The organism is Pseudomonas sp. Y24-6, from assembly GCF_020295325.1.
GTDB lineage: Bacteria > Pseudomonadota > Gammaproteobacteria > Pseudomonadales > Pseudomonadaceae > Aquipseudomonas > Aquipseudomonas gregormendelii.
On sequence record NZ_JACBXG010000005.1, the window covers coordinates 370,855 to 386,820 of the forward strand.

General features: G+C 59.4%; 15 protein-coding genes. 3 read left to right on the forward strand and 12 right to left on the reverse strand.

Annotated elements, in window-relative coordinates; translation table 11 throughout:
* Positions 1-62: 62 nt before the first annotated feature.
* From HYI44_RS12595 to rplM, 5 genes are all read right to left on the reverse strand, one after another.
* On the reverse strand, positions 63-845 hold the full coding sequence (locus HYI44_RS12595) for a cytochrome c1 (RefSeq protein ID WP_045059275.1): 783 nt from the start codon (positions 843-845) through the stop codon (positions 63-65).
* Entirely contained in the window at positions 845-2,056 is a 1,212-nt protein-coding gene (locus tag HYI44_RS12600; protein WP_045059274.1) for a cytochrome b, read from the reverse strand. Before HYI44_RS12600 ends, HYI44_RS12595 begins: the two co-directional genes overlap by 1 nt.
* A complete protein-coding gene (gene petA, locus HYI44_RS12605) occupies positions 2,056-2,649 on the reverse strand; it encodes a ubiquinol-cytochrome c reductase iron-sulfur subunit (RefSeq protein WP_045059273.1) in 594 nt (197 codons plus the stop codon). The genes HYI44_RS12600 and petA overlap by 1 nt, the downstream gene beginning before the upstream one ends.
* A gap of 267 nt (positions 2,650-2,916) precedes the next feature.
* The gene (rpsI, locus tag HYI44_RS12610; RefSeq protein WP_002555064.1) at positions 2,917-3,309 is read right to left on the reverse strand and encodes a 30S ribosomal protein S9; all 393 of its coding nucleotides are present in this window, start codon (positions 3,307-3,309) and stop codon (positions 2,917-2,919) included.
* Positions 3,310-3,323: 14 nt separating this feature from the next.
* On the reverse strand, positions 3,324-3,752 hold the full coding sequence (gene rplM, locus HYI44_RS12615) for a 50S ribosomal protein L13 (protein ID WP_007905295.1): 429 nt from the start codon (positions 3,750-3,752) through the stop codon (positions 3,324-3,326).
* A 245-nt stretch (positions 3,753-3,997) separates the two neighbouring features.
* Between rplM and HYI44_RS12620 the strand changes: the two genes are divergently transcribed.
* On the forward strand, positions 3,998-5,038 hold the full coding sequence (locus HYI44_RS12620; protein ID WP_225569534.1) for an NADP(H)-dependent aldo-keto reductase: 1,041 nt from the start codon (positions 3,998-4,000) through the stop codon (positions 5,036-5,038).
* A gap of 104 nt (positions 5,039-5,142) precedes the next feature.
* Here HYI44_RS12620 and HYI44_RS12625 read toward each other — a convergent pair whose 3' ends face one another.
* On the reverse strand, positions 5,143-6,279 hold the full coding sequence (locus HYI44_RS12625; RefSeq protein WP_045059271.1) for an acyl-CoA dehydrogenase family protein: 1,137 nt from the start codon (positions 6,277-6,279) through the stop codon (positions 5,143-5,145).
* 220 nt (positions 6,280-6,499) lie between these two features.
* On the opposite strand from HYI44_RS12625, the gene HYI44_RS12630 reads away from it, so the two are divergent.
* Positions 6,500-7,420, forward strand: a complete 921-nt coding sequence (locus HYI44_RS12630) for a GlxA family transcriptional regulator (protein WP_177328543.1) — start codon at positions 6,500-6,502, stop codon at positions 7,418-7,420.
* 197 nt (positions 7,421-7,617) lie between these two features.
* Here the strand turns inward: HYI44_RS12630 and zapE are convergent, their stop codons facing one another.
* The 3 genes from zapE to HYI44_RS12645 all read right to left on the reverse strand — a co-directional run bounded on the left by zapE (position 7,618) and on the right by HYI44_RS12645 (position 10,813).
* Positions 7,618-8,712: a cell division protein ZapE gene (gene zapE / locus HYI44_RS12635; protein ID WP_122838779.1), complete on the reverse strand. Its 1,095-nt coding sequence runs from the start codon at positions 8,710-8,712 to the stop codon at positions 7,618-7,620.
* Positions 8,713-8,803: 91 nt separating this feature from the next.
* Positions 8,804-10,159, reverse strand: coding sequence for a tryptophan--tRNA ligase (locus HYI44_RS12640; protein ID WP_225569535.1), 1,356 nt, complete (start codon positions 10,157-10,159; stop codon positions 8,804-8,806).
* Positions 10,160-10,183: 24 nt separating this feature from the next.
* Complete coding sequence (locus HYI44_RS12645) at positions 10,184-10,813, reverse strand: alpha/beta hydrolase (protein ID WP_122838777.1); 630 nt, start codon at positions 10,811-10,813, stop codon at positions 10,184-10,186.
* Between the two features lie 145 nt (positions 10,814-10,958).
* Here HYI44_RS12645 and HYI44_RS12650 point away from each other — a divergent pair, with 145 nt between their 5' ends.
* Complete coding sequence (locus HYI44_RS12650) at positions 10,959-11,393, forward strand: YhcB family protein (protein WP_225569536.1); 435 nt, start codon at positions 10,959-10,961, stop codon at positions 11,391-11,393.
* A gap of 82 nt (positions 11,394-11,475) precedes the next feature.
* On the opposite strand, the gene HYI44_RS12655 is transcribed toward HYI44_RS12650, so the two are convergent.
* The 3 genes from HYI44_RS12655 to HYI44_RS12665 form a co-directional block, all read right to left on the reverse strand.
* Positions 11,476-12,204, reverse strand: coding sequence for an OmpA family protein (locus HYI44_RS12655; protein WP_122838775.1), 729 nt, complete (start codon positions 12,202-12,204; stop codon positions 11,476-11,478).
* A 106-nt stretch (positions 12,205-12,310) separates the two neighbouring features.
* Complete coding sequence (locus tag HYI44_RS12660; RefSeq protein ID WP_225569537.1) at positions 12,311-12,955, reverse strand: MBL fold metallo-hydrolase; 645 nt, start codon at positions 12,953-12,955, stop codon at positions 12,311-12,313.
* A gap of 59 nt (positions 12,956-13,014) precedes the next feature.
* Complete coding sequence (locus tag HYI44_RS12665) at positions 13,015-15,753, reverse strand: LuxR C-terminal-related transcriptional regulator (protein ID WP_225569538.1); 2,739 nt, start codon at positions 15,751-15,753, stop codon at positions 13,015-13,017.
* Positions 15,754-15,966: the final 213 nt, after the last annotated feature.

Consider the following 15,966-nt stretch of genomic DNA (forward strand, 5'->3'; position numbering starts at 1 on the left):
ACGTTACATCTTCAGAGACGCCCTTGGGCGCGCGCGATTAACAGCAATTGCTTGAAGCGTTATCAGTGCACGTCTTTCCAGTATTCGCGCTTGAGCAGGTAAGCGAATACGAAGAAGAACGCCAGGTACAGCAATACGTACGTACCGATGCGCTGATGTTGCAGCTTAACCGGGTTAGCCGAGTAAGCGAGGAAGGTTACCAGATTCTTGACCTTCTCATCGAACTGCTCTTCAGTCAGCGCCCCACTTTTCGGCACGATGGTCAGTTGATCACATGCTTCATGCGTCAGCGGCGTACCCGTCAGAGGGTCGTATTGCTTCTTGCCGTCCTCGACGATCTGCACCTGCTTGCAGCCGACAACCTGGCGACCTTGCAGGCCGACCAGCACGTTAGGCATGCCGACGTTCGGGAAGACCTTGTTGTTGACGCCCCAAGGGCGCGCAGGATCTTCGTAGAACGACTTCAGGTAACCATAGAGCCAGTCGGTGCCACGCACGCGGGCGACCAGGGTCAGGTCGGGCGGTGCCGCACCGAACCAGGTCTTGGCATCTGCCGGTTGCATGCCGATGCTCATGTGGTCGCCGATCTTGGCACCCGTGAACACCAGGTTCGAGAGCATCAAGTCATGCGGGATACCCAGGTCGTCGGCAACTCGCTCGTAACGCTGAAACTTGGCGCTGTGGCAACCCATGCAGTAGTTGGCGAACGTACGCGCGCCGTCTTGCAAGGCAGCCTTATCGGAAACGTCGATGTCGACCTTTTCCAGCTCTGGACCGCCGTGCTCAGCGGCAAAGGACAGCACAGGCAATGCAGCAAGAATCAGTACAGCAAATAGCTTTTTCATCAGCCAGTCACCCTATCCGGAACCGGTTTGGTCTTCTCGAGCCTGGTGTAGAAAGGCATCAGAATGAAGTAGGCGAAGTACAGGAAGGTACACACCTGCGACAGCAAGGTACGGCCCGGAGTCGGAGCCAGGACACCGAGGATGCCCAGGATCACGAACGACACGCAGAACAACACCAGCCAGATCTTGCTCAGCCAGCCCTTGTAGCGCATCGACTTGACCGGACTGCGATCCAGCCACGGCAGCACGAACAGCACCGCGATGGCCGCACCCATGGCGATTACGCCAAGGAGCTTGTCTGGAACCGCGCGCAAGATCGCGTAGAACGGAGTGAAGTACCAGACCGGAGCAATGTGCTCTGGGGTCTTGAAGGCGTTGGCCACTTCAAAGTTCGGTTTCTCCAGGAAGTAGCCGCCCATTTCCGGGAAGAAGAATACGATCGAGCAGAAGATGAACAGGAACACCACCACGCCGACGATATCTTTCACGGTGTAGTACGGGTGGAAGGCAATGCCGTCCAGCGGTACGCCGTTTTCGTCTTTGTGTTTCTTGATGTCCACGCCGTCCGGGTTGTTCGACCCGACTTCGTGCAGCGCCAGGACGTGCAGCACCACCAGACCGAGAATCACGATCGGCAAGGCCACGACGTGTAGCGCAAAGAAGCGGTTCAGGGTGATGCCGGAAATCAGGTAGTCACCACGGATCCACTGGGTCAGGTCGTCACCGATGACCGGGATCGCACCGAACAGCGAGATGATCACCTGGGCACCCCAGTAGGACATCTGACCCCAAGGCAGCAGGTAGCCCATGAAGGCCTCAGCCATCAGCGCCAGGTAAATCAGCATGCCGAAGACCCACACCAGCTCCCGCGGCTTCTGATACGAACCGTAGAGCAAGCCACGGAACATGTGCAGGTAGACCACGATGAAGAACATCGAGGCACCCACCGCGTGCAACAGACGCAGGATGGAGCCGTACTCGACGTCACGCATGATGTATTCGACGGAGGCAAAGGCCTCTTCCGCCGACGGGGTGTAGCTCATGGTCAGCCAGACACCGGTGACGATCTGGTTGACCAGAACGAGCAGTGCGAGGGAGCCAAAGAAATAGAAGAAGTTGAAGTTCTTCGGAGCGTAATACTTGCTGAGATGGTCTTCCCACATTTTAGTGGCAGGAAAGCGCGCATCCACCCAATCCATGAACTTGCTCATCACGCGTTCTCCGTATCGACGCCGACGACAATGATCTCATCGGTCTCATAGGAATGCGGGGGAACTGGCAGGTTCAAAGGCGCAGGTTGCGACTTGTAGACGCGACCAGCCAGGTCGTAGTGGGAACCGTGGCAAGGGCAGAAATAACCACCTACCCAATCCTTGCCCAGATCTGCGGGAGCCACTTCCGGACGGAAAGTCGGCGAGCAACCCAGGTGCGTGCAGATCCCGATCAGCAACAGTACCTCTGGCTTGATCGAACGCGTTTCCGGGTCGACATAGGTCGGTTGTGTCGAGTTCTTGGAGGTCGGGTCAGACAACTGGCCCTCGATCTTCTTCAGATTCCCCAGGATTTCCTCGGTACGGCGGACGATGAACACCGGCTGACCGCGCCACTCAGCAATCATCTGCTGACCTGGTTCGATTTTGCTGACATTCACTTTCACCGGTGCACCTGCGGCTTTCGCCTTGGCACTGGGAAACCATGACCCCACGAACGGGACCGCAGCCCCCACCGCTCCTGCAGCACCCACCACGGATGTGGCTGCTACCAAGAAGCGACGCCGGCCTGCATTCACGCCGTCATTGCTCATTCAGTCCTCTCCCATCAGCTTTGTGGCCTGTTAAATCAGGCATCTACTAAGTAAATCTATGTACTTATAAAAATTTTGCCGAATGGTAATGAAAAGCCCCAATTCTGACAAGGTAATTACCCAAGAGCTCCACTGCCAAGCCTTGCAGTATAGGGCCTCTGCGGCTGTGGCAAGTTGTCACAGAGCAATTCTTTGATAAATCGCGGCCATAAAAAAACGCCCAGCTCCGTGAGGAACTGGGCGTTCTTTTTTGAACGTGGAAGCGAATTAACGCTTCGAGTACTGCGGACGCTTACGCGCTTTACGCAGACCAACTTTCTTACGTTCAACTTCACGAGCATCGCGAGTCACGAAGCCAGCTTTGCGCAGAGCGCCACGCAGGGTTTCGTCGTACTGCATCAGAGCGCGAGTGATACCGTGGCGGATTGCGCCAGCTTGACCACTTACACCACCGCCGATCACGGTGACGTAGATGTCGAACTTCTCGACAGTCTCAGTCAATTCCAGCGGCTGACGAACTACCATGCGGGCAGTTTCGCGGCCGAAGAAATTATCCAGCGAACGGTTGTTGATGGAGATGTTACCAGTACCCGGACGCAGGAAAACGCGTGCGGTTGCGGTCTTGCGACGGCCAGTGCCGTAATTTTGAGTCGCCGACATAATGAACTATTCCGTTAAAACTTCAGTTCTTGGGGCTGCTGAGCAGTATGAGGGTGTACAGCGCCCGCATAGACTTTCAGCTTACGATACATGTCGCGACCCAGCGGGTTCTTAGGCAGCATGCCTTTGACCGCGGTCTCGATCACGCGCTCAGGGGCTTTAGCGATCAGCTTTTCAAAGTTGATCGACTTGATGCCGCCCGGGAAACCGGAGTGGGAGTAGTAGATTTTGTCGGTGGTTTTAGCACCGGTTACACGAATCTGCTCGGCGTTGATAACGACGATGTAGTCGCCGGTGTCAACGTGAGGAGTGTACTCAGCTTTATGCTTGCCACGCAGACGGCTCGCGATTTCGGTGGCCAGACGACCCAGGGTCTGACCTGCAGCGTCGACGACAAACCAGTCGCGCTGTACTGTTTCCGGTTTAGCAGTAAAAGTTTTCATTCTTTATAGCCTCAGGGGCCGCCCTGTAAATTAGACGGCGGATCTTACTGAATAGTGCGTACTTTGACAAGTCAAAGGCAGCCGGATACAGACGCTTTCGGGGGCTCGGGTCGGCGCGTCCGTTCAACGGCAAGATTCTTCGGCGGCGGCGCATCACTTCCACTGCAGAAAGAGGTGCGCAATTATGCAGATTGCGAAAAATATTTCAACCTGCTTTTATGATTGTTTTGCCCAAGGAGCACCTGATGGACTATCGACAGCTAGGCCGGACCCCTCTGAACGTGAGCGCGATCTGCCTCGGAACCATGACCTGGGGCGAGCAAAACAGCGAGGCTGAAGCCTTCGCACAGATCGAACGGGCCAAAGGCGCCGGGATCAATTTCATCGACACCGCGGAGATGTACCCGGTGCCACCCAAAGCCGAAACCTACGCCACCACAGAGCGCTACATAGGGAATTATTTCAAAAGCCGCGGCGATCGCGCCGACTGGATCCTGGCCAGCAAGATCGCCGGCCCCGGCAATACGATCGACTACATCCGCGACAAGAACCTGCGGCACAACCGCCAGCACATCACCGAAGCCGTAGATGCGAGCCTCAAGCGCCTGCAGACCGACTACATCGACCTTTACCAACTGCACTGGCCGGAGCGCAGCACCAACTTCTTCGGCCAGCTGGGCTACAAGCACCAGACCGAAGCCAACCTCACACCCTTGGAAGACACCCTCGAAGCGCTGGACGAGCAGGTCCGGGCCGGCAAGATCCGCCACATTGGCCTGTCCAATGAAACCCCGTGGGGCACCATGCGCTTCCTGGCGCTGGCCGAAGCCCGTGGCTGGCCGCGCGCCGTGTCGATCCAGAACCCCTACAACCTGCTCAACCGCAGTTTCGAGATAGGCCTGGCGGAAATCGCCATCCGCGAACAATGCGGCCTGCTCGCCTATTCGCCGCTGGCGTTCGGTTTCCTGTCGGGCAAGTACGAAGGTGGCGCCCGCCCGCCAAAAGGCCGCCTGAGCCTCTACAGCCGCTTCAGCCGCTATTTCAACCCGCAGTCGGAAGCGGCCTGCAGCCGATACGTGGCATTGGCCCGTGAGCACGGCCTGGACCCTGCGCAAATGGCACTGGCGTTCGTCAACCAACAGCCGTTCGTGACCAGCAACATCATTGGTGCCACAACCCTGGAGCAACTGGAGAGCAACATCGCCAGCTTCGATCTGAAGCTGTCGGATGAAGTGCTTGAAGGGATTGAGGCGATACACAAGGATCACCCGAATCCTGCACCTTGATTAATCCTTAAAACCAATCGCGGGCAAGCCACGCTCCCACAGGTTCGGTTATTCCTGTGGGAGCGTGGCTTGCCCGCGATGGCGGCCTGACAGTCACCGCAACATCAAAGCGACCGGGCAATGATCTCCTTCATGATCTCGTTGGTTCCGGCATAAATGCGCTGCACTCGCGCATCCGCCCACGCCCGGGCCACCGGGTATTCCCACATGAACCCGTAGCCGCCATGCAACTGCACGCACTCATCGAGCACCTTGCACTGCAGGTCGGTACCCCAATATTTGGCCATCGCCGCCGTCGGCACATCCAGCTTGCCCTGCAAGTGCAATTCCAGGCAGCGATCAACGAAGACCCGGCCAATCTGAATTTCAGTGGCCATTTCCGCCAGCTTGAAACGAGTGTTCTGGAAGTCCGCAATGGCCTTGCCGAATGCCTTGCGCTCACGGGTGTAGTCGAGCGTCCACTGCAGCGCCGCTTCAGCCGAGGCCAGGCCGCCAATAGCCACCGTCAGCCGCTCCTGGGGTAATTCCTGCATCAGATAGGCAAAACCCATCCCTGCTTGCCCCAGCAGGTTTTCCTTGGGCACGCGCACGTCCTGAAAGAACAGCTCCGAAGTGTCCTGGGCCTTCATGCCGACTTTCTCCAGGCGCTTGCCCTTGTCGAAGCCAGGCGTATCGGCCTCCACCAGAAACAGACTGGTGCCCTTCGCGCCGGCTTTCGGATCGGTCTTTGCCACGACAATCACCAGGTCAGCCAGAAAGCCGTTGGTGATGAAAGTCTTGGAGCCGTTGATCACATACTCGTCGCCATCCAGCACCGCAGTGGTCTTGACCCCCTGCAAGTCGGAGCCAGCTCCTGGCTCGGTCATGGCAATCGCCGTGACCATTTCCCCAGAGACCAGTTTCGGCAGGTACTTGTGCTTCAACGCCTCGCTGCCGTAGTGCAGGATATATGGCGCAACAATGTCCGAATGGAGAGAAAAACCGATACCGGTCAGCCCGAGCCGACCCACTTCTTCGATGACCACCGCGCTGTATAGGAAGTCCGCCCCCAGCCCGCCATATTCTTCCGGCAGATGCGAGCAGAGCATCCCCGCCTCCCCCGCCTTGTTCCAGAGTTTACGGTCGATGTAGCCCTGTTTCTCCCATTGCGCATGAAACGGTACCGCCTCCTTATCGAGGAACGATCGAACGCTGTCGCGAAAGAGTTCGTGCTCGGAACTGAACAAGGTTCTGGGGATCATGCGGCACCTGTCGTTATTGTTGGAAGGATGGGACCTTCAGAGACTATGCCTCGGCTTCGACACAGGACACTGGACACATCAGACAAAAAATAAGACGATCCAGCCGTCTGGTGACCACTTTCCCTTATAAAAATAAAGTTGAATTATGTCCAACCAAGTCTCCACGCCTCTAAGGCGCGTCAGCATCCTGGCTATCGACCGGGTTTTCGCTTCCACCCTCATGCAAGCCAAGGATTTCTTCCACCTTGCCAGCCTGCGCTATGGCAAACAGCTCGGCCACGGTCTAGTCCCGGCCTTCGAGACTCGTCTGGTCAGCCCGGATGGCAAGCCAGTGAACAGTTTCAGTGATGTCATCATGCCGGTGGACGGCGGCCTGGAAAACGCCGACATCATCGTCCTGCCGGCGTTCTGGGACGACTTCGAGACGCTTTGCCAGCGCTACCCGCAAGTCCTGCCGTGGCTACGCCAGCAACATGCCCGCGGCGCCGTGCTGTGCGGCGAGGCGACCGGCGTATTCTGGCTCGCCGAAGCCGGGCTGCTCGACGGCAAGGAAGCCACGACCTACTGGCGCTTCTTCAACGCCTTCGCCGAACGCTTCCCCAAGGTCCAGCTCAATCAGGACAAGCACCTGACCGACGCCGACAACCTGTACTGCGCCGGCGGCACCACCTCAGCCTGCGACCTGTACATTTATCTGATCGAACGCTTCTGCGGCGCCAACGTGTCACAAGCCGTGGCCCGCGACATCCTCTATGAAGTGCAGCGCAGCTACTCCCCCGGCCGCATCGGCTTCGGCGGACAAAAATTGCATCAGGACGTAATCATCCTGCAGATCCAGCACTGGCTCGAAGAACACTTCGCCGACAAATTCCGCTTCGAAGACGTTGCCCGCGAACACGGCATGAGCATCCGCAACTTCATGCGCCGCTTCCAGACCGCCACCGGCGACAAACCACTGCACTACCTGCAACGCCTGCGCATTGAAACCGCCAAGGGCCTGCTGTCCGGCAGCCGCAAAAGCATCAAGACCATCAGTTACGAGGTGGGCTACGACGATGCAAGCTTCTTCGCCCGCTTGTTTCGCCAACATACGGATCTGTCGCCGAATCAGTATCGGCAGCAGTTTCAGCAGGCAGCGTAGCCCCGAGAAAAATACCAGACCTGTGGGAGCTGGCTTGCCAGCGATAGCGATTTGTCAGCGCAATGAATACTGCCTGACACGACGCCATCGCGGGCACGCTCGCTCCCACAGGGTTTGCAGTGCCTTCGCGTTTTTCTTCAGCACAAAATCAAAAAGGGCCTGCAATGGCAGGCCCTTTTTATAAGCTGAAGATCTGTTTAAGGCTTATGCGCCCTGGACAGGAATTCATGGGACTGCATTTCCAGCAGGCGGCTGAGGGTGCGCTGGAACTCGAAGTTCAGGCGACCGCCGGTGTAGAGGTCTTTGAGCTCGACTTCGGCGGAGATGATCAGCTTCACGTTACGGTCGTAGAATTCGTCGACCATGTTGATGAAGCGCCGGGCGATGTCGTCGGTGGTGACGCTCATCTGCTCGACGCCGCTGAGCAATACCGCGTGGAAGATCTTGCCCAGTTCGATGTAGTCGTTCTGGCTGCGCGGGCCGTCGCAGAGTTCGCGGAAGTCAAACCAGGCCACGTCGTCACAGGTACGCAAGGCGCGGATTTCGCGATTTTCGATCATCAGCACGTCGTTCTCGACCGCTGCGGTGCATTCCGGCGTCAGGGCGCGGAAGCTCTTGCGCAGGCTTTCGTGTGACGCCTCGTCCAGCGGGAAGTGGAACAGCTCCGCTTGCTCGAGGTGGCGCAGGCGATAATCGACGCCACTGTCGACGTTGACGATCTCGGTATTCTGCTTGATCAGCGCGATGGCCGGCAGGAAACGCGCACGCTGCAGGCCGTCCTTGTACAGGCCGTCAGGCACGATGTTCGAGGTCGCGACCAGGGTCACGCCATTCTTGAACAACTCTTCCATCAGCGTGCCAAGGATCATGGCGTCGGTGATGTCGGAGACGAAGAACTCATCGAAACAGATCACCCGGGACTCGTCCGAGAAACGCTTGGCGATGATGGTCAGCGGGTTTTTTTCGCCGCCCAGGGTCTTCATTTCTTCGTGCACGCGCTTCATGAAGCGGTGGAAGTGGGTGCGGGTCTTTTCCTTGAACGGCAGCGCTTCGAAGAAGGTGTCGACCAGGTAAGTCTTGCCACGACCTACGCCGCCCCAGAAATACAGCCCCTTGATCGGGGTCTGGTCTTTCTTGCCGAACAGTTTCCCGAGAAAACCGGGTTTGTTCTGCGAGGCCGCCACCAGATCGTCGTACAGGCGCTGCAAATGACGCACGGCAGTTTCCTGCGCGGCATCATGAAAGAATTCCGGGCGTTTCAGATCAGCTTGATATCGTTCTAGAGGCGTCATAATTCGTTAGCAAGGCAACAAAAACGGGCCGTCACTGTAGCGACGGCCCGCCGGAATGGCAATCAGCCCTTGGTCGGACCGAGCCGTCGATTTATTCCTGAACCGGGGTCAGCGCGATCCGCAACGCATCAATGCCGGCATCGCGAGCGGCGCCGTCAGCGAACGTGGCGCTGTCGGCCACACACTCGCCTTCGAGCCAGACGCTGAAGCTCAGGTCTTCGCTGCGCACGTCCAGAGCCTGGCCCGCTTGCAACTGTTTGGTTACCTGACCTGCGGTTTTACCGTCAGCAAAGTTGCGCGACAGCAGCAACTGCTCACCATCAGCCGCCAGCAGGCGGAATCGGAAGCTGCCGTCGTCTTCGCGGAAGCTGACGAAGCGCGCGGCCTTGGTGGCTTTCTTTTTCGTGGTGGCAGCCACTTGAGTCTGGGCGACGAACGAGCGCAGACCGACCGCTTCACGCAGCTCGTTGAGGAACGGCGTGGCCACGGCACGGGCCATCTTGGCGCCGATCTGCAGCATGTCTTCCAGGTCTGCCGGGCGTTCGATCAGTTGATGATAACGCTCGCGGGATTCACCCAGTTCGCTGTCCAGCAGCTGGAACAGACGGTTCTTCGCCTCGCCCCATCCCAGGCCCTGCAGCAGTTCACTGCGGAATTCGTCGGACTGCGCCGGGGTGGCGAAGGCCTGGAACAGCGTGAACAGGTGCGAGTTGTCCGGATCTTTCGCTTCGCCCGGTGCTCGGGAGTCGGTCACGATGCGCGAGATCGCGTCCTTCATTTCCTTGGCGCTGCTGAACAACGGGATGGTGTTGTCGTAGCTCTTCGACATCTTGCGACCGTCGAGGCCTGGCAACGTGGCGACGCTTTCTTCGATCAGCGCCTCGGGCATGGTGAAAAATTCCTTGCCCTGGCCAAACAGGTGGTTGAAGCGCTGGCCGATGTCACGGGCCATTTCCACGTGCTGAATCTGGTCACGACCGACCGGCACCTTGTGCGCGTTGAACATCAGGATGTCCGCGGCCATCAGCACCGGGTAGCTGTACAAGCCCATGGTGATGCCGGCATCCGGGTCTTCACCGCTCTCGACGTTCTTGTCCACCGAGGCCTTGTAGGCGTGCGCACGGTTGAGCAGGCCCTTGGCGGCGACGCAGGTCAGCAGCCAGGTCAGCTCGGGGATTTCCGGGATGTCGGACTGGCGATAGAAGGTCACGCGCTCTACATCCAGGCCACCGGCCAGCCAGGTTGCGGCAATTTCCAGACGCGAGCGCTGGATGCGCAGCGGGTCATCGCATTTGATCAGGGCGTGATAGTCGGCCAGGAAATAGAACGAATCGGCGTTGCTGTCACGGCTGGCGAGGATCGCCGGACGGATGGCGCCGGCGTAGTTGCCCAGGTGTGGCGTGCCGGTGGTGGTGATGCCGGTGAGGATACGGGTACGAGTCGTCATGGGTTATCGCTTGTCAGACTGCAATCAGTTCGAGAGACGCGGCAGGATCAGATCCTTGAGATCGGTCAGCTTGCCATGAAAAAAGTGTCCGCATTCTGCCACTTTCAGCAGCTCATGGGGACGCTGGAGTTTCCCGGACCAGTCGTAGACCAGTTGCGGATCGATGACCTCGTCGGTTTCCGGCTGGATCAGCGTCAGTTCGCCCTGCAGCGGCACCTGATCCTGATCCCCCAGGCGCATGACGGCCGGCGCTACCATGAACAGATGCTTGAGCTGTTCACCCTGGGCTTCCAGGCGCCCGCCGAGACTTGCTGCAACAAAACCACCAAAGGAGAAACCCAGCAGCGTCAGAGGTAGATCAGGATGTTTCGCCCGCAACCAGGCAGCGGCGGCCTGGGCATCATCGACCTCGCCGGTACCCATGTCATGGGAGCCGGCGCTGGCACCTACGCCCCGGTAATTGAAGCGCAGGGTCACCAAACCGGCGTCGCGGGCCGTGCGCTGAAGGGTCGAGACCACTTTGTTGAGCATGGTGCCGCCCTGCACCGGGTTCGGATGGCAGATCAGCGCAATGCCGCGCGGCTGCTCATTATCCAGGTACAAACTTTCCAGTTCACCGACTGGGCCATCAATCACTACAGGGGTTTCGCGCATAAGCAAGGAAGGAACTCCGTGACCTCGAATCGGGTCGACTCGTCTAGCAATTTGTCTGTGCCAATCTATCTGCGAGAGAATCGCGGTATACAGCGCAGGTTCGAGCCGTTAACGTAAAGCAAAGCCGTTTATAGAGGAAGGACTCGTGGAACACTCGCTCTTAGTTTGGTTGTTGCCGACTCTTGCCCTGGTTGTGGGTGTCGCCATTGGTTTCCTGATCGCTCGCCTGGTGCCGAATGCCGCGCCTAACAGCACGCAACGTCAGCTGGATGATATTCAGGAACGTTTCGACAGTTATCAAAACGAGGTGGTCACCCACTTCAACAGCACCGCGACCCTGGTCAAGAAAATGACCCAGAGTTACCAGGAAGTGCAGGATCATCTCGCCGATGGCGCAAACCGTCTTGCCCTGGATGAGCAGACTCGCCAACGCTTGCTCGCCGCCCTGCATGCCGATGCAGCCCAGGCGCCTCGTGAGCGCCTGACGCCGCCGCGCAACCAGGAGCCGCCTCGCGATTACGCGCCCAAAGCGCCAAACGCACCGGGCATGCTCGATGAGCATTACGGCCTGAAGAAGTAATCAGGTTTCGCGCGACATGAAAAAGCCCCCGGATGAGTGATTGTCCGGGGGCTTTTTTCACACCTGATATTCAGCCAAACGCTTATGGGTACTGCTGAACATTACCTTGCTGCTGACCACCATATTGCTGGCCCGGAATCGCCTTCAGGTTGACCTCAACCCGACGGTTCTGCGCCCGACCATTGACGTCAGCGTTGCTGGCTACCGGGTTATCCGGACCGGCGCCACGGGCTGTGAGGTTGGCACTGCTGACGCCCTGGGACGTCAGGTAGGTCGCCACGCTCTGGGCGCGCCGCTGGGACAGGTCCATGTTGTGCTGGCGGCTGCCGGTGCTGTCGGTGTAGCCGACGATTTCGATCTGGTTCTGGTTAAACTCCTTCAACGAGCCTGCGAGGTTGTTCAACGGTTGATAGAAGCTCGAGGCGATATTCGCCGAGTCGGTGGCGAACGTGATGTTACCCGGCATGATCAGCTTGATCTGATCACCCTGGCGCTGCACCTCCACGCCAGTGTTGGCCATGCTCGCACGCAGCTTCTTCTCCTGCTGATCAGCGTAGTACCCGTAACCGGCAGCGGAAGCACCTACCACGGCGGCGCCGATCAGCGCGCCCTTGCCACGATTGTTGTGGTCAATGGCGGCGCCCGCCAGCGCCCCGGCCAGAGCGCCGAGGCCGCCGTACTTGGCGGTTTTGCTCATGCCCTGGGAACCGCTATCGGCCTGACCCTGGTTGTCATACGGGTTCGGCGAAGCGCAGCCAGACAGCACGGCGATGGCAGTAGCGGCAATAATCAGACGAGGCGTGGTGAACATGAAGAGCTCCTACTTTTTTTTGCATTCTGTGGTGCAACGGACTTAAGCATTGAACCTTTGCCGGCGTTGGATCATTTTGCGCGATAAAAATTCCGTCAGGCAGACATCAGGCGCGCACGAACGGGTTCTCCCGCATTTCGTCACCCAGTCGCGTGTCCGGTCCATGCCCGGTGATCACGGTCGCCTCTTCATCGAGGGTATACAGGCGCTGCTTGATCGACCGCACGATGGTGGCCTGATCCCCGCCCCATAAATCCGTGCGCCCTACCCCGCGACGAAACAGGGTGTCACCGGCGATGAGCAGCTTAGCGTCAGCAAACCAGAAACTCATAGAGCCGGGTGTGTGACCGGGTGTGTGCAATGCCACGCCACAGCCGCAAGCCAGTTCTTCATCGTCGGCCAACCAGCGATCTGGCGGGGGTACCGGCGTGTAAGGCACGCCGAACATCTGGCATTGCATCTCCAGGTTGTCCCAGAGGAACTGGTCCTCCTTGTGCAGATGCAGGGTCGCCCCGGTTTTCTCTTTCATCTGACCGGAAGCCAGGAAGTGATCCAGGTGTGCGTGGGTGTGGATGATGCTCACCACCTTGAGCCCGAGGGCGTCGAGTCGCGCCATGATCAACTCAGGGTTGCCACCGGGATCGACGACGATGGCCCTTTTTGTGATCGGATCGCCGATGATCGTGCAGTTGCACTGCAACGGGCCGACGGGGAAGGTTTCGCGGATGAGCGCGGGGCTGGCAGCGACCATGGTGGTTCCTGAAAATAATGGATGGCCTATTCTGGCACAGGCTGGCGGGCCCGACAGCGTCACCCCAATACCCCCAACTCCTTCGCCCGCGCCACCGCCTGAGTCCTGCGCTCTACCCCCAGCTTGCTGTTGATATGACTGGCATGCGTCTTCACCGTATGCAGCGAAATAAACAGCTGATCACTGATCTCCTGATTCGAGCACCCTTGGGCAATCAGCTTCAGGACGGCCAGTTCCCGGGCACTCAGTTGCTCGCAGGCGTGGGATGGCTCCGAGGCTATGCGCGGTGGTATGGCGGGCAGATGCTCTGCCAGGGCGGCGCAAACTGCGGTCCTGGCATTGTGCTGGAGTTGCTCGCGCAACCAGGCTGGATGTTTGCTCAGCAAGCCGTCGAAAGGTTGCACCACGCCACCAATCGCAGCATCGAGGGCCTGAGTGAGGCTTTGCCGGGCTTCAGGTTCGCGGTTGCTGGCCAGTAGCAGCTCGGTCTTCTGGGTCAGCACCATGACGCTGAGCATCTGCCGCCCGGTTTGCTGGCCGTTTTCCAGCAGTGCGTTCAACCGCCCCTCGGCCAGCATCAACTGGCCCTGGATGACCTCCAGCAAAGCCTGCTGCAATTCGATATGCAAGGGCAGTTGCGGATGAAATTCCGGCGGCGCAGCGGGGTTTTCGCCGTTGTAGGTCTGGCTCAGACGCGCCAGCCAGGCTTCGGCCAGGTCGGTGCGGCCCTGGGCCAGCCATAGCTCGCATTTGACCAGGGTAATCATCGCCAGGTAATAAATCGGCGGCACGTCCCAGATATGCATCAGGCGCTCGGCTTCGGCGAGTTCGGCGAATGCCTTGGCAAACTCGCCGCTGCTGCCTTCGATTCGGGCAATCACGCAATGGCCGATCAACACGCTGATATCCCGGCAGGCTCGTGCTTCGCTGAGGCCAGCCTGCAGTCGAATGCGCGCAGCCTGTGGCTGCAGGCGCATGGCCAATAGAAATCCTTCGTATAACGTCAGGCGTGCGCGAACGGCATAGAGGCGTTGCGGCGACAGCCCTTGCAGGCGCTGCAGGCCCTGGCGCACCTCATCCAGCGCCCGCAGGATTTCCCCGCGGGCCTGGAGCACTCGGGCACGGTCGTAATGCGCCAGCGCCTCGAACAATGGATTACCCACCCGCTGTGCCAGCTCCAGGGAGTCGCGGTTCAACCCGCGTGCACGCCACAGGTCGCCGTCGGCGATGGCCAGGTTGGACAAGGTCGACAGGCACATCAAGCGTTGGCCATAGCGCTTGGACGGCAGGCTCTCCAGGGCTTCAGTGCAATACAGCAGGGTCAGTTCACGGTTGCCCCGTCCGCGGGCGATAATCCCGCTCAGGGCCAGCCACTGCGCCAGCATGGACTTTTGCGCCGTGGCCGAAGGGGCCGGCAGAAAGCGGCTCAGATGACTGGCCAGTTCTTCGGCAGCGTCCAGTTGGCAGGCCAGCCCCAGGGCCCAGCTGTACAGCACGATCAGGCGCGGCGTGCTGATCAGCAGGCTGTCGGGCAAGTCCATCTTCCAGCGCAGCAACATGCCGACGTTCTGTTCGGCCAGCAGCTGCTCTTCGGACAGGTTCTGCACCAGGTTCGCTGCGACGTCCAGGTGACCGGCGCGCAATGCCTGTTCCACCGCTTCATCGAGTAGCCCCTGGGCGTTGAACCAGCGGCATGCGCGCAGGTGCAGGCTCGCTGCCGGCACGATGGTCTGGGCGGTCGGGCGGGTGCGCAGCAGATCGGAAAACAAATGGTGATAACGATACCAGTGGCCCTGCTCGTCCAGGGGCACCAGGAACACCTGGTGAGCCAGCAGGAATCGCAGGATCTCTGCGCTGTCGTGAGCCTCGCGAACGGCGTCGCACAGTTCGCTGCAGAAGCGCTCCTGGGGGGCGGTGTCGTAGAGGAAGGCCTGCACTTCGGCGGGCAGGCAATCGATGACTTCCTCAAGCAGGTAATCGCGGATCAGCCCTTCCCCACCATGCAGGGACTGAGGCAACGCACCGTCACTGCCCGCTTCGGAGGCGGCCAGCAGCCAGAAACGCAGGCCAGCGACCCAGCCTTCGCTGCGCTCTATGAGGTTTTCCAGAGCTTCGCCGCGCAGTGAGGTGCTGTGGCGATCGAGCAGGGTCTGGGCTTCGTCGTGAGTCAGGCGCAAGTCCTGCTCGTGCAGTTCGAGCAATTGCCGGGACAGGCGCAGGCGCGCCAGATGCCAGTCCGGGCGCTGGCGGCTGGTCACCATCACCAGCAGGCCGTCAGGCAGATGATTGAGGAAAAATTGCAGGCAACGGTCGAGCACCGGCCCCTGGGCCAGGTGGTAGTCATCGAGCACCAGCAACAGTGGAGCGGTTGGCAGCAAGTGCACGGCCAGCTCATCGAGCAAGCCGTCCAGCCACTCCTCGAAAGCAAATGGCTGATGGCGCTGGCGCATTTTCAGCAGGCCAAGGGACTGGCTGCCAAGCTTGGGATAAAAATCCTGGAGACCTTCGAGCAGCCGCTCAAGAAACCGCCCAGGGTCGCTGTCACGCGGACTCAGGCCAAGCCACAGACTCTGCCAGTGCGCGGGCAGACCTTGGCAGAATTCCACGGCCAGGGAGCTCTTGCCGAACCCTGCCGGGGCGCTGATCAGCAACAGCCTGCCGCCAAGCCCGGCACTCAGTCGCTCGCACAGACGCGGCCGCAGCACGTGGCCATCAGGCAGCGGCGGGCGAAAAAAACGTCCGTCCAGTGCCGCGACGGCAACGCTTGCAGGGCCCGGGATGGGGGACAGATCAGTCATGGCCGGCTCTTGTTTGATGGCGGGTGGCGGCGTTGCAGATGTCCGCAGACTAGCGGTAAACGAAGAGGTAATGAAGGTTATTGCTACAAATGGCTACAAAAAGGTCGTAGGCGTGTGACTTCCCGCCCATGTGGCGTCATAGCGCACCAGGCCTGGGTTGCGTAGCGACCCGCGGACGATTCAGGCGGCTGGCACACTGGCGCACCCGACCAA